General features: G+C 64.3%; 16 protein-coding genes. 4 read left to right on the forward strand and 12 right to left on the reverse strand.

Annotated features, from left to right (window positions below):
* Window positions 1-14: 14 nt before the first annotated feature.
* The 12 genes from glmS to F6S87_RS08825 all read right to left on the reverse strand — a co-directional run bounded on the left by glmS (window position 15) and on the right by F6S87_RS08825 (window position 12970).
* Window positions 15-1907 carry a glutamine--fructose-6-phosphate transaminase (isomerizing) gene (gene glmS / locus F6S87_RS02340; RefSeq protein ID WP_163227036.1) on the reverse strand — a complete coding sequence of 631 codons (1893 nt, stop codon included), beginning with the start codon at window positions 1905-1907 and terminating at the stop codon, window positions 15-17.
* A gap of 162 nt (window positions 1908-2069) precedes the next feature.
* A complete protein-coding gene (locus F6S87_RS02345; RefSeq protein WP_163227037.1) occupies window positions 2070-2852 on the reverse strand; it encodes an amino acid ABC transporter ATP-binding protein in 783 nt (260 codons plus the stop codon).
* 18 nt (window positions 2853-2870) lie between these two features.
* Entirely contained in the window at window positions 2871-3857 is a 987-nt protein-coding gene (locus F6S87_RS02350; RefSeq protein WP_163227038.1) for an amino acid ABC transporter permease, read from the reverse strand.
* A 129-nt stretch (window positions 3858-3986) separates the two neighbouring features.
* Window positions 3987-4925, reverse strand: coding sequence for an ABC transporter substrate-binding protein (locus F6S87_RS02355; RefSeq protein WP_163227039.1), 939 nt, complete (start codon window positions 4923-4925; stop codon window positions 3987-3989).
* A gap of 322 nt (window positions 4926-5247) precedes the next feature.
* Window positions 5248-5439 carry a hypothetical protein gene (locus tag F6S87_RS02360; protein ID WP_163227040.1) on the reverse strand — a complete coding sequence of 64 codons (192 nt, stop codon included), beginning with the start codon at window positions 5437-5439 and terminating at the stop codon, window positions 5248-5250.
* A 161-nt stretch (window positions 5440-5600) separates the two neighbouring features.
* Window positions 5601-6533 (reverse strand): ABC transporter substrate-binding protein, encoded by a 933-nt coding sequence (locus tag F6S87_RS02365; RefSeq protein WP_163227041.1) that lies wholly within the window; start codon window positions 6531-6533, stop codon window positions 5601-5603.
* Between the two features lie 152 nt (window positions 6534-6685).
* On the reverse strand, window positions 6686-7177 hold the full coding sequence (smpB, locus tag F6S87_RS02370) for an SsrA-binding protein SmpB (RefSeq protein WP_163227042.1): 492 nt from the start codon (window positions 7175-7177) through the stop codon (window positions 6686-6688).
* 137 nt (window positions 7178-7314) lie between these two features.
* Window positions 7315-8787 (reverse strand): CHAP domain-containing protein, encoded by a 1473-nt coding sequence (locus F6S87_RS02375; protein ID WP_407925100.1) that lies wholly within the window; start codon window positions 8785-8787, stop codon window positions 7315-7317.
* Window positions 8788-8989: 202 nt separating this feature from the next.
* A complete protein-coding gene (ftsX, locus tag F6S87_RS02380; RefSeq protein ID WP_163227043.1) occupies window positions 8990-9913 on the reverse strand; it encodes a permease-like cell division protein FtsX in 924 nt (307 codons plus the stop codon).
* A 3-nt stretch (window positions 9914-9916) separates the two neighbouring features.
* Entirely contained in the window at window positions 9917-11383 is a 1467-nt protein-coding gene (ftsE, locus tag F6S87_RS02385; protein ID WP_163227044.1) for a cell division ATP-binding protein FtsE, read from the reverse strand.
* Window positions 11384-11591: 208 nt separating this feature from the next.
* Window positions 11592-12722, reverse strand: coding sequence for a peptide chain release factor 2 (prfB, locus tag F6S87_RS02390; protein WP_163227045.1), 1131 nt, complete (start codon window positions 12720-12722; stop codon window positions 11592-11594).
* A 122-nt stretch (window positions 12723-12844) separates the two neighbouring features.
* Window positions 12845-12970 (reverse strand): hypothetical protein, encoded by a 126-nt coding sequence (locus F6S87_RS08825; RefSeq protein ID WP_269202059.1) that lies wholly within the window; start codon window positions 12968-12970, stop codon window positions 12845-12847.
* A gap of 288 nt (window positions 12971-13258) precedes the next feature.
* On the opposite strand from F6S87_RS08825, the gene F6S87_RS02395 reads away from it, so the two are divergent.
* The 4 genes from F6S87_RS02395 to F6S87_RS02410 all read left to right on the forward strand — a co-directional run bounded on the left by F6S87_RS02395 (window position 13259) and on the right by F6S87_RS02410 (window position 18257).
* Window positions 13259-14305 carry a LacI family DNA-binding transcriptional regulator gene (locus F6S87_RS02395; RefSeq protein ID WP_163227046.1) on the forward strand — a complete coding sequence of 349 codons (1047 nt, stop codon included), beginning with the start codon at window positions 13259-13261 and terminating at the stop codon, window positions 14303-14305.
* Between the two features lie 227 nt (window positions 14306-14532).
* On the forward strand, window positions 14533-15939 hold the full coding sequence (gene uxaC / locus F6S87_RS02400) for a glucuronate isomerase (RefSeq protein WP_163227047.1): 1407 nt from the start codon (window positions 14533-14535) through the stop codon (window positions 15937-15939).
* Window positions 15940-15986: 47 nt separating this feature from the next.
* Window positions 15987-16256, forward strand: a complete 270-nt coding sequence (locus F6S87_RS02405; protein WP_163227048.1) for a hypothetical protein — start codon at window positions 15987-15989, stop codon at window positions 16254-16256.
* 330 nt (window positions 16257-16586) lie between these two features.
* On the forward strand, window positions 16587-18257 hold the full coding sequence (locus F6S87_RS02410) for an MFS transporter (RefSeq protein ID WP_163227049.1): 1671 nt from the start codon (window positions 16587-16589) through the stop codon (window positions 18255-18257).
* Window positions 18258-18314 lie beyond the last annotated feature (57 nt).

An 18314-nucleotide genomic window follows, 5' to 3' on the forward strand; every position in this document is an offset into this window, starting at 1 on the left:
AGCTCTTGCAAGGACTACTCGACGGTGACGGACTTCGCGAGGTTGCGGGGCTTGTCGACGTCGTAGCCCTTCTGCTTGGCAACGTCCATCGCGAACAGCTGCAGCGGGACGACATCGACGAGCGGGCTCATCAGCGTCGGGCAGGCCGGGCGCCAGAAGACGATGTCGGCGTAGCGCTTGACGTCCGGATCGTTCTCCTCGGCGACGGCGATGATCGTCGCGCCGCGGGCCTTGACTTCCTCGATGCCGGAGATGACCTTGGCGTGCAGCACGTCGCGGCCGCGCTTCGGCGGCACGATGAAGACGACCGGCTCGCCGGGCTCGACGAGCGCGATCGGACCGTGCTTGAGCTCGCCGGCCGCGAAGCCCTCGGTGAACGTGTAGGCGATTTCCTTGAGCTTGAGCGCGCCTTCCATGGCGACCGGGTAGCCGACGTGGCGGCCAAGGAACAGGAACGACTTCGAGTCGGCGAGCTCGCGGGCGGCCTGCTCGATGGCCGCCGCCTGCGTGTCTAGCACCCACTGAATCTTCGCCGGCATGTCCTTGAGCGAGGCGAGCGTGCTGTGGATCTCGTCGCGGTAGACGGCGCCCTTGAGCTGCGCCAGGTACAGGCCGAGCACGTAGGCGGCCGTGATCTGCGCGACGAACGCCTTCGTCGAGGCGACGGCGACTTCCGGGCCGGCCTGCGTGTACAGCACGGCGTCGGCCTCGCGGGCGATCGACGCGCCCTGCGTGTTGCAGATCGCGAGGACCTTCGAGCCCTGCTCGCGGGCATGGCGCAGCGCCATCAGCGTGTCCATCGTCTCGCCGGACTGCGAGATCGCGACGACGAGCGTGCGCGGCGTGAGGATCGGGTCGCGGTAGCGGAATTCGTGCGCCAGCTCGATCTCGACCGGAATGCGTACCCAGTGCTCGATCGCGTACTTGGCGACCATGCCGGCGTAGCTCGCCGTGCCGCAGCCGATGACGATGATCTTGTCGATCGACTTGAGCTCGTGCTCGTCGATGCGCACCTCGTCGAGGTTGATGTGGCCGTCGTCGTCCATGCGGCCGATCAGCGTGCGCTGCACGGCGGCCGGATCCTCGTGGATCTCCTTGTCCATGAACGAGTCCCAGCCGCCCTTCTCGGCGGCGGAGGCGTCCCAGTCGACGGTGAAGACGACCGGATTGTCGACGACGTTGCCGAAGAAGTCGGTGATCGTCACGTCGTCGGCGGAAATGCACACGCACTGGTCCTGGTCGACTTCCATCGCACGCTTCGTGTACGCGACGAATGCCGCGACGTCGGAGCCGAGGAAGTTCTCGCCGTCGCCGAGGCCGACGACGAGCGGCGAGTCGTGGCGGGCGCCGACGACGATGCCGGGCTGTCGCTCGTCGACCGCGAGGATCGTGAACGCACCCTCCAGCATCCTCGCGAGGCGGCGGATGGCCTCGAACAGGTCCGGCTCGCCCTTCTCGGCGATGACGATGTCGACGATCTTGCCGAGCAACTTGGCGGCGACTTCGGTGTCGGTGGCCGACGTGAAGTGGTAGCCCTCGGCCTGCAGGTCGAGGCGCAGCTGCGAGGCGTTCTCGATGATGCCGTTGTGGATGATCGCGACCTTGCCGTCCATGCTCGTGTGCGGGTGGGCGTTGCTGTCGGATGGCGCGCCGTTCGTCGCCCAGCGCGTGTGGCCGATCGCCACCGTCGCGTCAGGCATCGGATGCGCCTCGATGTCGTCGACGAGGTTGGCCAGACGGCCGGCCTTCTTGCGCACCTCGACATGGCCCATGCCCGGCGCCGTCAGCGCCACGCCGGCCGAATCATAGCCGCGGTATTCGAGTCGTTTCAGTCCCTGCAGGCACACTTCCAGCGGCTTGCCGCACGCCGTCTTGACACTTCCTGCGTAACCAACAATTCCACACATGAGTTCCAGCATACTTGACTTTTCGCCAAGCCCTCGTATGAAGGGTGTGAATTTCCGCCACCGGCCACGATTCGTCCGTCTCACCGCCTTCCCCCGAATGTCACGAACCCGAGCTGCAAGCTCGGGTTCGTGACATGGAAAAGACGTGCGGGAACGGCACGATTACAGCACGTGCTGCAGGAAGTCCTTGAAGCGCGGCTCGGTCGGATGGTCGATGATCTCCGGGCCGCCCTGCTCGACGACGACGCCGCCGTCCATGAAGACGATCTGGTCGGCGACCTCGCGGGCGAAGCCGATCTCGTGCGTGACGACGATCATCGTCATGCCCTCGTCGGCCAGCTCGCGCATGACGGCGAGGACCTCGCCGACGAGCTCCGGGTCAAGCGCCGACGTCGGCTCGTCGAACAGCATGATCTCCGGCTTCATCGCCAGCGCGCGGGCGATCGCGACGCGCTGCTGCTGGCCGCCCGACAGCTGCGACGGATAGTAGTCCATCCGCTCGCCGAGGCCCACGCGCTTCAGCTCCTGCTCGGCGAGCTCGCGCGCCTCCTTCTTGTCCATCTTCTTGACGTGGACCGGCGCCTCCATGACGTTCTCGATCGCCGTCATGTGCGGGAACAGGTTGAACTTCTGGAACACCATCCCCAGCTGCGAGCGCTGGGCGGCGATTTCCTTGTCGTTGAGCGTCTGCAGGTACTTCTTGCCGTTCTTCTCGACCTCGCGCACGCCGATGCGTTCGCCGTCGACGTCGATCTCGCCGCCGGTGAGCGTCTCGAGCTGGTTGATCAGGCGCAGGAACGTCGACTTGCCCGAGCCGGACGGTCCGAGGATGACGGTGACGGTGCCCGGCATGACGGTCATGTCGATGCCCTTGAGGACATGCAGGTCGCCGAACGCCTTGTGCACCTGCCTGGCGACGACGGCCGGCTTCGTTTCGTTGTTCATCGATTCACTCCTTCGACGCTAGGCGTTGAACCCGAGCATCGTCGCGTCGTTTTCCTTCTTGACGTCGTCCTTCGGCTCGCCGTCGGTCTTGCCCGGCAGCGGCGGCTGCTTGCCCTTCGTGCCGATCGGGCGGGCCTGGAATCCCTTGCCGAAGTGCTTCTCGAGGCGCGACTGGATGATCATGAAGATCGACGTGATGAGCAGGTACCAGGCGCCGGCCACGATGAGCAGCGGGATCGGCTTGTAGATGCGGTTCGCGATCGCGTTGGTGGCGAACTGCAGCTCGAGCGTGAACGGGACGGCGAGGACCAGCGACGTCGTCTTGAGCATGCCGATCGTCTCGTTGCCGGTCGGCGGGATGATGATGCGCATGGCCTGCGGCAGGATGACGCGGCGCATGATCTGGCCGCGCTTCATGCCGAGGGCCTGGGCGGCCTCGGACTGGCCGGGGTCGACGGCCTCGAGGCCGGCGCGCACGATTTCGGACAGGTAGGCGGCCTCGTTGAGCGCCAGGCCCAGCCACGCCGCGTTGAACGCCGTGATGACGGTGGACGAATCGACGCTCCAGAACTCGACCGACGTGAACGGGATGCCGAGCGACAGGCGCGGCACGAGCACGGCGAACAGGCCCCAGAACACGAGCTGCGTGTACACAGGGGTGCCGCGGAAGAACCAGATGTACACCCAGCTGACGCCGCGCAGCACCGGGTTGAGCGACTTGCGCATGATCGCGAGGATGACGGCGAGGATGATCGCGACAATCATCGAGATGAACGTCAGCAGCAGCGTGTACCAGACACCCTCGAGGACGTTCTCGTTGAACAGGTATTTCCAGACGACGTTCCATTCGAACCGCGGGTTCGTGACGATGCCCTTGATCAGCATCGCGGCCAGCAGGACGACGATGATGGCGGCGACGACCTGGCCGGTCTTGCGCACCGGCTTCGCCTTGATCCGGTTCGGAATCGGCAGGCCTTCCCCGTCGAGGGGTTCATGGTGTGGCATGGCTCTAGTTCTCTCTACTTATCAATTGTCAAATACTCACTCCCCCTTCAGGGGGAGTCAAAAACACGAAGTGTTTTTGACGGGAGTCGGGAAGCGGCGCAGCCGCTCCCCGGTAAGCGTGTGAACGGATCAGTCGACCGACGGGTTGAGTTCGGCGGTCTTGACGGCGCCGGACTCCACGCCCCACGCCTCGAGGATCTTCGTGTAGGTGCCGTCGTCCATCAGCTGCTGCATCGCCGCCTGGATGGCCTTGGCGAGCTGCTCGTCGTCCTTCGCGATCGCGATGCCCTCGAGCGCCGAGTCCTGGATGTCGCCGAGCTCCTCGAGCGCGCCGTCGGACTGCTCGATCGCGTAGCCGCCGACCGGCGAGTCGGCGTAGAAGACGTCGGCCTTGCCGGAGACGACGTTCGTCGCCGCCTCGGTCTGCTGCTGGTAGCTGAGGACTTCGACGTCGGCCTTGCCGTCGGCGGAGCACTGCTGCTTGATCGTGTTGGCTTCGTCCTCCTGGACGGTGCCGGTCTGCACCGCGATCTTCATGCCGCACAGGTCGCTGGTGTCGACCTTGTCCGGGTTGCCCTTGCGGACCACCCACATCGAGCCGGCGTTGAAGTAGCTGACGAAGTTGACGGCTTCCTCGCGTTCCTTCGTGATCGTCATCGCCGTGATGCCGATGTCGTACTTCGAGCCGACCGACGCGACGATCGTGTCGAACGTCGACGAGACGATCTGCGTGTCCAGGCCGAGGACCTTGCCGAGGGCCTGCGCGAGATTGACGTCGTAGCCGGTCGGCGTCTTGCCGTCGGCTTCGTAGAATTCGGCCGGCGCGTAGGACAGTTCCATGCCGGCGGTCAGCTTGCCGGAGTCGGCGATGTCGCTCGGCAGCATGGCGGCGATCTTGTCGACTTTCTGGACGCCGGACACGTCGTAGCCGGTCGCCGACGACGAGCTGGACGACTCGTCGGAGGAGTCGGTCGTGCCGCACGCCGCGAACGAGACGAGCGCGGCGACGGCGACGATTGCCGCGGCGCCCCGCTTGAGCAGGCTGGAAGTCTTCGAACCGAAGGTCATGGAATCTCTCTTTCTACAAACTGCACTGTGAATATCCGCGAAAAGTTACCTAACAATATACTGTGAAGTGAATATCTTGAACAGGAACGATTCCCTCGGAGAATGTAAGAATCGTTGCAATGTCAACGAAACGCCGAAAGGGTTATTTCTGCATGAATATGCATAGCGTTGCATAAAAACCCTCTCATGATGTCACAAATGATGTCACGATTCCGGGATGGAATCCCAGGACCGCGACACCGCACGAACACCCCGGAGAACGAACGGGCGGACGGTCTAGCGGCCGTCCGCCCGTGGGTTCGTTCGATATGCCGTCCGGCACTCAGCCGGTCTCGACGATCGAGAACGATTCGCCCTCGACTCCGATGTCCTTCTGTGCCTGCACGGCACCGTTGATGAAGCCGAACGCCAGCAGGAATGCCAGCGCCCCGGCCAGCCAGACACCGGTCCGGTTGCGCGGCGGATCGTGCATGGCGTCGTCGTGACGGGTCCAACCCCTATGCGCGGTATTCATGACAGCACTCCTTCCCAAGTCACGCGTCGTTGCGTCCGTGAACGAGTACCCTCCATTCTACTCACGACTCGTCAGTCCCGTCGCGGTTGTTCACCCGGTCCTGTTACCGCCGCGGCCCTCCCCTTTCGGGTGTCGCCGGAAGCATCGGGAGAGAAGCCCGATCAGCTCGCCGGCGTCGGGTTGATTTCCGCCGTCTTGATCGCGCCGGCCTCGACGCCCCAGTTCTTCAGGATCGCCTCGTAGGTGCCGTCGTCGATGAGCTTCTGCAGCGCCTGCTGCGTGGCCTGCGCCATCGCCGTGTCGCCCTTCTGGACGACGATGCCCTCGAGCGCGGTGCCCTCTTCCTCGCCGATCGTCTGCAACGTGTCGCTGGTCTGCTCGATCGCGTAGCCGGCAACCGGGGTGTCGGCGTAGAAGGCGTCGGCCTTGCCGGTCGCGACGTTCGTCGTGACGTCGGTCTGCAGCGAGCTCGACAGCACGTCGACCTTCGACTTGCCGTCGGCGACGCATTGCTGGCTCATCTCGTTGACGGCCGATTCCTGCATCGTGCCGGTCTGGACGGCAACTTTCAGGCCGCAGATGTCGGACGGGTCGACGTTGCTCGGGTTGCCTTTCTGGACCACCCACGTCGAACCGGAATTGTAGAGGCTGACGAAGTCGACGGCCTCCATGCGTTCCTTCGTGATCGTGAACGACGAGACGCCGAGATCGTACTTCGAGCCGACCGACGGAATGATGAGGTCGAAGCTCGCCGTCTCGGGATCGGCCTCGAGGCCCATGACCTTCGAGAGCGCCTTGACGATGTCGACGTCGAAGCCGACCGGCGTCTTGCCGTCGGCGTCGAGGAACTCGGCCGGCGCGTACGACGTGTCCATGCCGACGGTCAGCTTGCCGTCCGACTTGACGGCGTCGGGCACGAGCGCGGCGATCGTCGCGTCTTCCTGGACATTGCTGACGTCGTAGGACGAGACGGTGGCCGACGAATCGTCCGACGCGCTGTCGTCGGTGGTGCCGCAGGCGCCGGCGCCGAGACACAGCGCCGCGCCGAGCGCGACGGCGACGACGAGACGCAGCCTGCTTGCGAAAACAGTCATGATGGATTCCCTCTTGATACTTCTTATGCTCTCCCCGTCCGTCACGGCCGGATCGTGTCCGCCGCCGGACAGGGTGCCCCCGGGAAACCGAAGCCGGTCACGCGAAAGACAATAGCGCCAAGAATAGGACCGTCATGCTACGAACGGGTAACTTAGCCGCGGGCGCGCATGTTCCTGTAGCGCATGATGCGCAGCGCCTCGCGCTTGTCCTGCTCCTCGCGCAGGGCCTGGCGCTTGTCGTATTCCTTCTTGCCCCGGGCCAGTGCGATCTCGACCTTGGCCCGGCCGTCCTTGAAGTACAGCGACAGCGGCACGATCGTGTAGCCCTTCGCCTCGGTCTGGCGGGCGAGCTTGTCGATCTGCTGGCGATGCAGCAGCAGCTTGCGCTTGCGCTTGGGCGCGTGGTTGTTCCACGTGCCGTTGAGATATTCGGGGATGTTCGCTCCCTCGAGCCACATTTCGCCGCGCCGGTCGATCGAGACGTAGGCTTCAGCCAGCGACGCGCGCCCTTCCCTGAGCGACTTGACCTCGGTGCCGGTCAGCGCCAGTCCGGCCTCGTAGGTGTCCTCGATCGCGTAGTCGTGCCGCGCCTTCTTGTTCTGCGCGACGAGATGGTTGCGCGGATCTTCCTTCTTCTTCGCCACCGTTCCTCGTTTTCGTTCCAATTTCGGCAATACTGGTCGGTATTCTACCGCACATGACCCCTCATATGCATTGATGTCATGAACCCGGGCTTCCAGCTCGGGTTCATGACATCAAGAACAGGCGGATCAACCTGCCGTCAGTGGATGTAGGTGTAGCTGTAGGCGCTGGAGACGGTGCGGGAGGAGATGACGCCGAGGCCGTAGACGTTGGATTCGGAGATCGTGATCGTGCTGCCGGAAACGCCGGTGACGATCGCGACGTGGCCGTAGGTGGCGTCGGCGCCGGCCTGGCCGGGCTGGAACACGACGATCGCGCCAACGGACGGCGTGTTGTTCACCGTGTAGCCGCGGGCGGCCGCGCGGGTGCCCCACGTGCGGGCGTTGCCGAACGTCGTCGACGCCGGCAGGCCGTTGTTCAGGCGCCATTCGTAGGCCCACCACGTGCACTGGCCATACGGGTACAGGTTGTTCTTGACGTAGTCGGATGCCGGGATCGAGCCGGACGTCGACGGCTGGACGATCGTCGTCGAGCCCGACGAGGAGCCGGACGACGAAGAACCGGACGACGAGGACGACGAGTTCGACGTCGACGGCCTGCTCACGTTGCTCGAGGACGAGGACGACGAGGAGGACGACGAAGACGACGAATGGGACGAGGAAGAAGAGGACGACGAGGTCGTCGCGGCCTGCGTCGTCGCCTGGACCTGCGCGGCGGCCGCCGCCTGCTCGGCGGCGTACTGGCGGTTGAGCGAGTCGGTCTGCGACTGCAGGATGACGGTCTGGGCGGCCTGCTGGGCGGCCGAGTCGGTCAGCTCGGACTTCTGGGCCTCGAGCTCGGCGCACTTCGTCTCGCCCTCGGCGCGCAGCGCGTCGAGCGCGTCGCGTTCGGACTGCGCCGTCGCGGCGGCCGTCTGGGCGGCGGCGTTCTTCTGGTCGGCCTCGCTCTTGAGCGTCTCGATGCGCTGCTCGATCGCGGCGAGTCGCTGCGAACGCGTCATCGACGTGGACAGGTCGTTGGCGTAGTCGGACGCGGCGTTCGACTCGGAACGCGAGATCGCGTCGCGCGACTGCATCGAGTCGATGAAGTCGGTCGTGCTCTTCGAGCCGGTGACGACGCTCATGACATCGGAGGTGTCGGAACCGTGCATCGACTCGCGGGCCATCTGCGCGACGGCGGCGTGCGCGTCGTCGTAGTCCTCGCCGGTCTGCTTGATCTGCTCCTCGAGGTCGGACTTGTCCTTCTGCGCGGCCTCGAGTCGCGACGCGGCGGCGTCGGCTTCGGACTGCGCGTCGGCGGCGGCCTGGTTGGCGGCCGTCACCTTCTCCTGGGCGGCCGGAATCTGGTTGTTCGTCAGGTCGTCGAGCTCGAGGATCTTGTCGGCGAGGTCGGAGCTGACGTTCGCGAGCTGCGCCTTGAGTTCGGCCTCGCGCTGCTGGCTGGCCTGCGTGGCGTTCTGGGAGTTGACGAGGTCGCTGTAGGTGTTGGCCTGGGCTTCCGGCACGAACGGCGACGCCGGCATCGCCATCATCGCGACGCACAGCAGCGTCGCCACGCCGGTGGCGGCCGCCGGCCTGAACCATCTTGCCTGCTTCAACCTGCGAAGTGTCATCAGAAAACTCCTCCCCTGACAGAACGACTGTTGACAGAACGACTTTTTCAGCCTAACAAACGAATCTGGAAACGGCACCGACACGGCACGGCTTTTTCATTTCTTTACACAATCGGCGCGCGAATCGTCAATATTTTCAATCATTTGGAACGATTCGCCCGCGGACGGCAAGCCCCGGCCCATGCCGTTTCCGACGGAACGCTTACGCCTTGAGATAACGGCGCAGCGAGATCGTCGACGCGATGACCGACAGCAGCACGGCGCCCACGATCAGGATCGGCGAGATCAGCAGCACCGTCGTCTGGTTGACGTACGGGATCCACGTGATCGAGTTCGCGAGCCAGTCGGTAATGAAGACCTTGACGATCGCCGCCAGCGCGCCGCACGACAGGATCGAGCCGAGCAGCGACGCGACGACGCCCTCGAGGACGAACGGCAATCGAATCGTCCAGTTGGACGCGCCGACGAGACGCATGATCTCGGTTTCCTCGGATCTCGACGCCGCCGACATGCGGATCGTCGTCGCCGTCAGCAGGATGGCGACGATCACCATGACGACGGCCAGCGCGGCCGTCGCGACGGTCGCCTTGTTGAGCACCGAGAACACCGGCTCGAAGATCTGTCTCTGGTCGACGACTTCCTCGACGCCGTCCTGGCCGGACAGCACCTCGGCGACGACCTTGTAGTTCTCCGGATTCTTGAGCTTGAGCCACAGCGAATCCTGCATGTCGTCGGCGGTCAGCGTGCGACCCTGATACTGGCCGTTCGGATACTGCTTGAGGAACGTGTTCTCGTAGAATTCCTGCTTGCTCATGTAGGTGATCTGCGAGACGTCGTCGGCGAGCTCGGTCTCGATGACCTTCTGCAGCGCGTTGATCTGCGACGTCGTCGCGGCCGTGCCGGTCGAGCAGTTCGCCGACGAGCTCGTGCCGTCGGGGCACAGCCAGACGACGACCTCGACCTTGTCGTACCAGTCGCCCTTCGCCTTCTGGATCTGCGCCTGCGTGAGCAGCGACGCGCCGATGAACAGGAACGAGATGAACGTGACGAGCATCACCGACAGCAGCATCGGGATGTTGCGCTTGAGGCTCGTCCAGGTTTCGGAAAGGATGAATCGGAACCGCACTGCTTACTCCTTGTGTCCGTCGGTCGCGTTGCGCTGCTCGTCGGCCGCCTCGCCGTCGTCGTCCTTCTTGTCGGACGATTCCCGCACCGGAGGCTTCGGCGGAGCCGGGGGCGCCGGCGGCGCGGGTGTGGCCGCAGGGGCCTGTGCCTCTTCCCTGGAGGTAGCGCGTTCGGCATATTCGTCGAGGTCGAGGCCCTTGCCCCAGGTCAGCGTGTGCTCGAGCGGGGCGAAGGCCTCGCCATATCGGCCGGTGTTGCCGGAGTGGACCGACTTGGCCAGGCGGGCGATGCCCTCGTCGCTGTAGTCGGAATGGATGGCGTCGGAGACGGCCGTGACCATGTCGGCGGCCGTCTGCTCGCGGTCGGCGGCCGTCTGCTCGCCGGAAGCCGCCGCACCGGTGTCCGTAGCCGTCTTCTTGCCGTCCTTGGCGTCCCTGGCGTCCTTGGCGTCGTCGCCGGCATGGCCAGGACGGAAGCGGGCGTTCGGATCGTCGGCGTCGGAGGTGGAGCCAGTCGCCGCGGTATCGGCCGCGGAGCCGGCGGCAGTCGCCGCGGTGGCGGCATTGTCCGAGGTCGCGGCGGTGTCGGACGAATCGTCTGAATTCGAGGATGCCGAGCTCGCGAGCGCGGCGAGACCGCGGGCGCCTTCCTCGACGGCGGCGATGCCGGCCGCGTCGCCGTGACGATGCTCGCTGACGGTGGCGGCGTCCGTGTCCTCGACGCCGAGCGAGCTGATCGCGACATGGGCCTGCGCCTCGGTCTTCGCGTCCGGGAAGTAGAGCGTCGAATCGTAGACACCGTGCTCCTGGTCGCGCACGATCTTGCCGGTGTGCAGCTCGACGACGCGCTTGCGCATCGAGTTGACGATTTCCTCGTTGTGCGTGGCCATGACGATTGTCGTGCCGGTGCGGTTGATGGCGTCGAGCACTTCCATGATGCCGAGCGACGTCGTCGGGTCGAGGTTGCCGGTTGGCTCGTCGGCGAGCAGGATCTGCGGATGGTTGACGTAGGCGCGGGCGATCGTCACGCGCTGCTGCTCGCCGCCGGACAGCTCGTGCGGATAGTTCTTTTCCTTGCCGGTCAGTCCCACGGTCTCGAGGACCTTCGGGACGAGCGACTTGATCGTCGAACGCGACGTGCCGATGACCTCGAGCGCGAACGCGACGTTTTGCCAGACCGTCTTGTTCGTCAGCAGCTTGTAGTCCTGGAAGATCGTGCCGATCTGGCGGCGGTACTGCGGCACCTGCCGGTTCTTCATGCGGCGCAGGTCGTGGCCGGCCACGCGGATTTCGCCGCCGGTCGCCTCCTCCTCGTGCGTGAGCATCCTCAGCAGGCTCGTCTTGCCCGAGCCGGACGCGCCGACGAGGAACACGAAGTCGCCGCGGTTGATGTGCAGCGTGATGTCGTCGAGGGCCGCCCTCGTCGCCTTCGGATAGATTTTGCTGACGTGGTCGAGCGAGATCAGCGCCATGTGCTCTCCAATCCTTGTCCTGTCCATGACCGGTGCCGGACATCCCCGTGCCGGTCATGCCGTCGTGCTGCCGCCCAAGTGTAGCGACTCAATCTGCGAAACGCCCGCCGCCGTCTACCGTGATGTCACAAACCCGGGCCGAAAGCCCGGGTTTGTGACATCCAGGACGAGAATGACGCATCGCCGGAAACGGCCGGGCCGCTCCCGTTTACTCTTCTTCCTCGGCGGCGGCCTGGCGACGCTGCTCGTGGCGCCAGCGGATGCCGGCCTGGATGAACTCGTCGATGTCGCCGTCAAAGACAGCCTGCGTCTGCGACGTCTCGTAGCCGGTGCGCAGGTCCTTGACCATCTGGTACGGATGCAGCACGTACGAGCGCATCTGGTCGCCCCAGCTGGCCTTGACGTCGCCGGCGAGTTCCTTCTTCTTCTTCGCTTCCTCCTCGCGGCGCAGCACGAGCAGTCGCGACTGCAGGACGGCCATCGCGGCCGCGCGGTTCTGGATCTGCGAGCGCTCGTCCTGCATCGTCACGACGATGCCGGTCGGCAGGTGGGTGATGCGCACGGCCGAGTAGGTCGTGTTGACGCCCTGTCCGCCGGGGCCGGACGAGCAGTAGGTGTCGACGCGGATTTCCGAATCCGGCACGTCGATGTGGTCGGTCGCCTCGACGAGCGGCACGACCTCGACGGCGGCGAACGACGTCTGGCGGCGACCCTGGTTGTCGAACGGCGAAATGCGCACCAGGCGGTGCGTGCCGCCCTCGACGGACAGGCGGCCGTAGGCGTACGGCGCGTCGATCTGGAACGTCGCCGACTTGATGCCGGCCTCCTCGGCGTAGGACGTGTCCATGACCTTGGCCTTGAAGCCGTTGCGCTCGGCCCAGCGCAGGTACATGCGCAGCAGCATCTGCGCGAAGTCAGCCGCGTCCACGCCGCCGGCGCCGGAACGGATCGTCACGACGGCGCTACGCTCGTCGTACTCGCCGTCCATCAGCGTCTGGATCTCCATGTCCTCGAGATCCTTGTTGATCGACTCGACTTCGTTGCGGGCTTCCTGCAGCGTTTCGGCGTCGTTCTCCTCCTGGCCGAGCTCGACGAGCGTCTCGACGTCGTCGATGCGCGAGGCTGCGGACTTCAGGTGCTTGAGCTGCGACTGGACGGCCGACAGCTTGCTGGTGATCTTCTGGGCGTGCTCGGGATCGTCCCACAGGCCCGGCTCGGCGGCCTGCTGCTCGAGATCGGCGGCCTCCTTCGCCAGTCGGTCGGTGTCGAGCGCGAGCGCGATCTCCTCGTACTTGGCGCGGGCGTCGTTGATGGCCTGCGCGTAATCATATTCTGCCATTGATGTTCTCTTCCGGATCTGCTGGTAATGCTTGTTGGTTCCCGACGGTGACAAGGGGCTCGGGCGCCCTCGTTGCGGAAGAATCGTTCGGCTAATAATAAGGAACGATTCGCGCGGCGACGTCAATACATCGCGGAGAATGCCGGCACGGCAAAGCAGACCAGCATCGCGACGGCGACGACGATGACGACAATGCGCGTGACGTTGCGATTGCGCTCCTCGTGGCTGTTCCTATGCTGATGACTCACGCCGCCACATCTTACTCGCCCATCTAGATGAGCCGTCCTGAATCTTTCCTGCATGCCATGACGGCAGCCACCGCCGAGATACACAAGCGCGAGCGCACGAACGTTCGCGGCCTTTCCCGGAGCCTGCAAACACAGCGGGCCTGAGAATCGACCGCATGTTGTCGCGAAATACCGGCACGACGCGCGCAAAAACGGGCGTTGTACACTCTAACAGTGATAACCCTCCATCAACGACGATGACGACCGGCCACCGCCTAGCCGAGGGTTTGCATACGGAAGGGCAACAGCATGGACGACGAAGACACGCACGGCACACTCGACGAGACCACCACGGAATCTTCCGGCCACAAGGTCACAATCCGCGATGTCGCAAGAGCGGCTGGAGTTTCACCGTCGACGGTGTCCCGCGCATTCGCCAAGCCCGACCGCGTCAGTGCCGCCACGACCCGGCGTATCTTCGAGGCGGCCGCCAAGCTCGGCTATCACAGCGAGGAAGTCGAGAACGTGCCGCTGCGCGGCACAAAGGGCATGATCGGTGTCATCGTGCCGGACGTCGCCAACCAGTTCTTCTCCGACCTCATTCGCTCGATCCACGGCGTCGTTTCCCGCGAGGGGTTCTGCCTGAGTATCTACGAGTCGCGCGAGAGCCCGCTCGTCGAGCGCGAGACATTCGACCGGATGGCCGCACACGTCGACGGCGTCATTCTCGGATCGTCGCGCATGCCGGACTCGATGGTGCGCAAATGCGCGCAGACACGTCCGCTCGTGCTGACCAACCGGCAGGTCCTCGGTGTCAACAGCGTCGTGTTCGACGTGACGAATGGCGTGCGCCAGCTCACCGACTACATCCGCAAGGCCGGGTTCACGACGATGACCTACCTCGACGGGCCGGCATCGTCGTGGTCGGTCGGCACGCGATGGAACGCCATCCGCAAGGCCTGCGCCGAACGCAACATCATCATCCGGCGCGTATGGCCCAACGCCCCGACGTTCGAGGGAGGTAAGGTGGCCGCTTCGCACTATCTGGAACATCCGACGACAATGGTCGTCGCGCACAACGACCTGATGGCGCTTGGATTCCTGTCGGCGATGCGCCACCTCGGTTTCGAGGCGCCACGCGACTTCTCGATTGCGGGCTTCGACAACGGCGCGCTCGCCGAAATCAGCCAGCCGCAGCTGACGACCGTCAAGCAGCCGTCGCAGATCATCGGGGCGAAGGCTGCCCAGATGCTGCTCGAACGCATTCACGGTGATCGGCACGGCACCGAATACCTGACGTTGCCGACGTCGCTGATCACCCGCGACAGCACGCGGGCGTTGCCGGACGAATCGTAGTCGCCGCAAGGCACCGCCACCCCCGTCATCATCCCCGTTTCGCAGCGCCTGCGCACACCGCCGTGCAACAATGGCAACACGGGATGCAACTCTTGGCAACAAACCCCGGGATGACGGTGCCGAACTCCTATCTTTTCTCGGTAGCGAAAGCCACATGGATGTGGCCAACAAGACCGATGCACGACTACTGCGCACGCACCGTTGTGGAACCAAGGGAGGCAACCACAATGCCGTTTCTGGACGACGACTACCTGCTGACGACGGACCTGGCCCGCGAGCTCTACCACGAGCACGCCAAGGCAATGCCGATCGTCGACTACCACTGCCACCTGCATCCGGAGGAGATCTACCGCGACCCCAATTTTTCCGGCATCGTCGAGGCATGGCTGACTGACGGTAACAACTACGGCGACCACTACAAGTGGCGCCTCGAACGCGCCAACGGCGTGCCCGAGCGCCTGATCACCGGCGACGCCGATCCCTGGGACAAGTTCCTCGCCTATGCGCAGACGATGGAAAAGGCCATCGGTTCGCCTGTCTACCTGTGGACGCATCAGGAGCTGCGCCGCTACTTCGGCATCGACGAGGAGCTCAACTCCCGCACGGCCCGTGCAATCTTCGACCAGACGAACGCCATGCTGGCCATGCCGGAATTCTCGCGCAGGAACCTGCTGCGCCGCATGAACGTCGACACGATCTGCACGACCGACGACCCCGTCGACAGCCTCGAGTACCACATCGCATTCGAGCGCGAGGGCGGAGACAGTTTCGTCATGCTGCCGGCCATGCGCCCCGACAAGGCCCTGAATCCGCAGGCCGACGGCTTCGCCGACTGGCTTGGCAAGCTCGAGGACGTCACCGGCATGTCGGTTGAATCGTTCGACGACCTGCTCGCCGCCCTCGACAACAGGGTCGAGTTTTTCTCCGCCCACGGCGGCAAGCTGTCCGACCATGCCGCCGACCTGATGACCTACCGCCCGAGCACCACGGCGCAACGCGACGCCATCCTCGAGAAGGCGCGCCGTGGCGAGGAACTTGACGCCGATGAGCTGTGCCAGTACCGCACGGCGCTCCTGCTGGGCCTGATGCGCATCTACCGCAAGCACGACTGGACAATGCAGCTACACATCCACGCGCTGCGCAATATCAACGAGCACGAGTTCGCCGAGCACGGTCCGGATACCGGTTTCGACTCGATCAACGACCGGTCGATCGCCGAACCGTTCGCCGCGCTGCTCAACGAGGCTGCCAAGACCGACAGCATCCCGAAGATGCTCGTCTACTCGCTCAATCCGAACGATTACCTAGCGCTGACGACCATCATGGGATGCTTCCAGGGTGGCATGAAGCAGAAACTGTCGCTCGGCAACGCCTGGTGGTTCAACGACACGCGCCGTGGTATCCGCCAGCAGATCGAGACGCTCGCCGAGGGTTCGCTGCTCGGCAACTTCGTCGGCATGACGACCGATTCGCGCAGCTTCCTGAGCTTCCCGCGCCACGACTTCTTCCGCCGCATCCTATGCGAACTGCTCGGCGAATGGGCGTCGCGCGGTGAAATTCCCGGTGACGCCGAACGTCTCGCCCCGCTCGTGTGCGACATCTCCTATCACAACGCCAAGGAACTCTTCATCTAGTTCCGGCTCCTCCGGAACGATTTTCCAACGAAGGAAAGGAAGGCATCATGGAACTCTCTATTGCATGGATTGGCCCGCGCGGCATCGTGGTGCATATCAACGACGGCGGAATCTTCCATACCAAACAGCCATGGCAGATCTACGTCAACGATATCCTCGTGCGCACGACGAACACGGTGGAGACGTACGTCGATGGCTTCCTTCCCGGACGCACCGTCTCGCTCGCCGTCCAGCATGAGGACTTCAGCTCCTATCAGGACACGACCGTCACGCTGCCGGCCGAGCGCGCGACCTACCGAACGGCGATCGCCGCCTGACCCCTGACTGTCCGGAAACACGACCGGCCGCCGGCATACCGGCCGGTCGTGTTTCCGGGACCATCGATCAACATAGAACAAAAAGAAAAATGTGGCGTCGCCGATATCGAAGGTGACGGCGACGCCAATAGCAAGCTCCCTTTTCCAGGGTGACTCGCGAAATCTCCATGCATCACACGGATTGCCGGAAGACCGGACAGTCGCGACGAAGCGATCTGGCCGGTGTTCACGGACCGAATACGGCATCCCCGCCGTTTCTGCCCACCGGTTCCGGCATGGACCGGAGGCCTGTCCGCCTCCAGCACCAACCACCAATACAAAGGAGTATTCATGACCACAGTAACGCAGACTCCGGCGTCACCAGAACCCGCGGCTCCGCCCTCAGCGAACAAGCACCGCAAGATCAGGCTGATCAACAGGATCGGTTACGGTTCCGGAAACCTCGTTGGATCGGGCGCACTGGCCATCTCGGGCGCATGGTTGACGATCTTCTACGTCACCTACTGCGGCCTGACAATGGCGCAGGCCACGTTCATCTACTCGTTCACGCTGATCGCCGACATGGTGATGAACCCGCTGGCCGGCTTCATTTCGGATTCGTTCAACAACACGCGCGTTGGCCGCAAGCTCGGCCGCCGCCGCTTCTTCATCCTGCTGGCCGTCCCGGTCCTCGGCGTGCTCAACCCGCTGATGTGGATCGTCGTCAACCACGGCTTCTGGTACTACTTCTGCGTCTACCTCGCCTACAACCTGATGTACACGATGGTGATGATCCCGTACGACGCCCTGCCGGCCGAAATGACCTCCGACTTCAGCGAGCGCACTTACCTGTCCGGCCTGCGTTCCCTTGTAGGCAAGGGGGCCAACTTCCTGACCGCCGCCCTGCCGGGCGTCTTCTTCACGATCTACGGCGAATCCAACCCGAAGGCGTTCTTCATCATGGGCTGCGTATTCGGCGTGCTGATGGGCGGCTCCATGCTCTTCGTCTACCTGACGACCTGGGAACGTCCGGTCGACGAGACGACGATGGAGAAGGTCGGCAGCACCGGCCAGGCCATCAAGAAGATGTTCGTCGACCTGTACTCGACGCTGCGCATCCGCACGTTCCGCCACCTGCTGGGCATGTACCTATTCGGCTTCGGCGCCGAATGGCTCTTCACTTCCGCGTTCTCCTACTACGTCGTCTACGTCCTGCTGCTGCAGAAAGCCAACGCCTCGTGGTGGTCGTCGATGAACTCGATCCTGCAGGCCGTCTCCACCCTCGCCGTCATGTTCCTGGTCGCCAAGATCGGCTTCCGCAAGCCGTACATGATTGCCGAAGGCGTTATCGTCACCTGCGTCGTCGCCTACGTTATCTGCGGCTTTGCCCACCTCAACGCCGCCAGCACCGCCGGCATGGTCGCGATCACCGCTATCGTCGCCGTCTTCGGCCTGGGCACCGGCGCCGTCTACTACATTCCGTGGCAGACCTACCTGTTCGTCGCCGACGTCGACGAGATCGTCACCGGGCGCCGCCGCGAAGGCAACTTCTCGGCCGCCATGCACCTGTGCGGCAAGCTGATGAACTCGGCTGTCGTCGCCATCCTCGGCATGGCCATGAGCGCCGCCGGCTTCATCGAGTCGACGTCCAGCCACCAGGTGGCCGCCGCCGACCAGCCTGTTGCCGTGCGCAACGCTATCCTGATCGTCATGCTCGTCGGTGTCGGCGGCCTGTCGCTGCTCGGCATGCTCAGCGCCAAGATGATGAAGCTCGACAAGAAGAGCGACGACATCGCGCTCGCCGAGGCCAAGCGCGTCCGCGAGGGCGGCCGCATGGAAGACGTCGATCCGGAAGTCAAGCACGTCTGCGAGCAGCTTTCGGGCGTGCAGTACGAACTGTGCTTCGGCCACAACACGATCGGCTACCACACGCCGGAAGAACTGGCTGTCATCCGCGCCGAAATGCCGGCACGCCGCCAGCTCGACTTCGGAGCCGAAACCGACCTCGGCAAGGCTGCCTGATCGCCGTCGCCGGGATTCTCCCGGCGGCACGACTCTCACGATGACATGATGCGGACC

Source organism: Bifidobacterium choloepi, from assembly GCF_010667615.1.
Taxonomy (GTDB): domain Bacteria; phylum Actinomycetota; class Actinomycetes; order Actinomycetales; family Bifidobacteriaceae; genus Bifidobacterium; species Bifidobacterium choloepi.

Excerpts from the sequence above, each read along its gene's own strand:
- F6S87_RS02350 (WP_163227038.1), bottom strand. The coding sequence starts at position 3,857 with ATGCCACACCATGAACCCCTCGACGGGGAAGGCCTGCCGATTCCGAAC.
- F6S87_RS02375 (WP_407925100.1), bottom strand. The coding sequence starts at position 8,787 with ATGACACTTCGCAGGTTGAAGCAGGCAAGATGGTTCAGGCCGGCGGCC.
- F6S87_RS02405 (WP_163227048.1), top strand. The coding sequence starts at position 15,987 with ATGGAACTCTCTATTGCATGGATTGGCCCGCGCGGCATCGTGGTGCAT.
- F6S87_RS02345 (WP_163227037.1), bottom strand. The coding sequence starts at position 2,852 with ATGAACAACGAAACGAAGCCGGCCGTCGTCGCCAGGCAGGTGCACAAG.
- uxaC (WP_163227047.1), top strand. The coding sequence starts at position 14,533 with ATGCCGTTTCTGGACGACGACTACCTGCTGACGACGGACCTGGCCCGC.
- ftsE (WP_163227044.1), bottom strand. The coding sequence starts at position 11,383 with ATGGCGCTGATCTCGCTCGACCACGTCAGCAAAATCTATCCGAAGGCG.
- F6S87_RS02360 (WP_163227040.1), bottom strand. The coding sequence starts at position 5,439 with ATGAATACCGCGCATAGGGGTTGGACCCGTCACGACGACGCCATGCAC.
- prfB (WP_163227045.1), bottom strand. The coding sequence starts at position 12,722 with ATGGCAGAATATGATTACGCGCAGGCCATCAACGACGCCCGCGCCAAG.
- F6S87_RS02395 (WP_163227046.1), top strand. The coding sequence starts at position 13,259 with ATGGACGACGAAGACACGCACGGCACACTCGACGAGACCACCACGGAA.
- F6S87_RS02410 (WP_163227049.1), top strand. The coding sequence starts at position 16,587 with ATGACCACAGTAACGCAGACTCCGGCGTCACCAGAACCCGCGGCTCCG.
- glmS (WP_163227036.1), bottom strand. The coding sequence starts at position 1,907 with ATGTGTGGAATTGTTGGTTACGCAGGAAGTGTCAAGACGGCGTGCGGC.
- F6S87_RS02355 (WP_163227039.1), bottom strand. The coding sequence starts at position 4,925 with ATGACCTTCGGTTCGAAGACTTCCAGCCTGCTCAAGCGGGGCGCCGCG.
- F6S87_RS02365 (WP_163227041.1), bottom strand. The coding sequence starts at position 6,533 with ATGACTGTTTTCGCAAGCAGGCTGCGTCTCGTCGTCGCCGTCGCGCTC.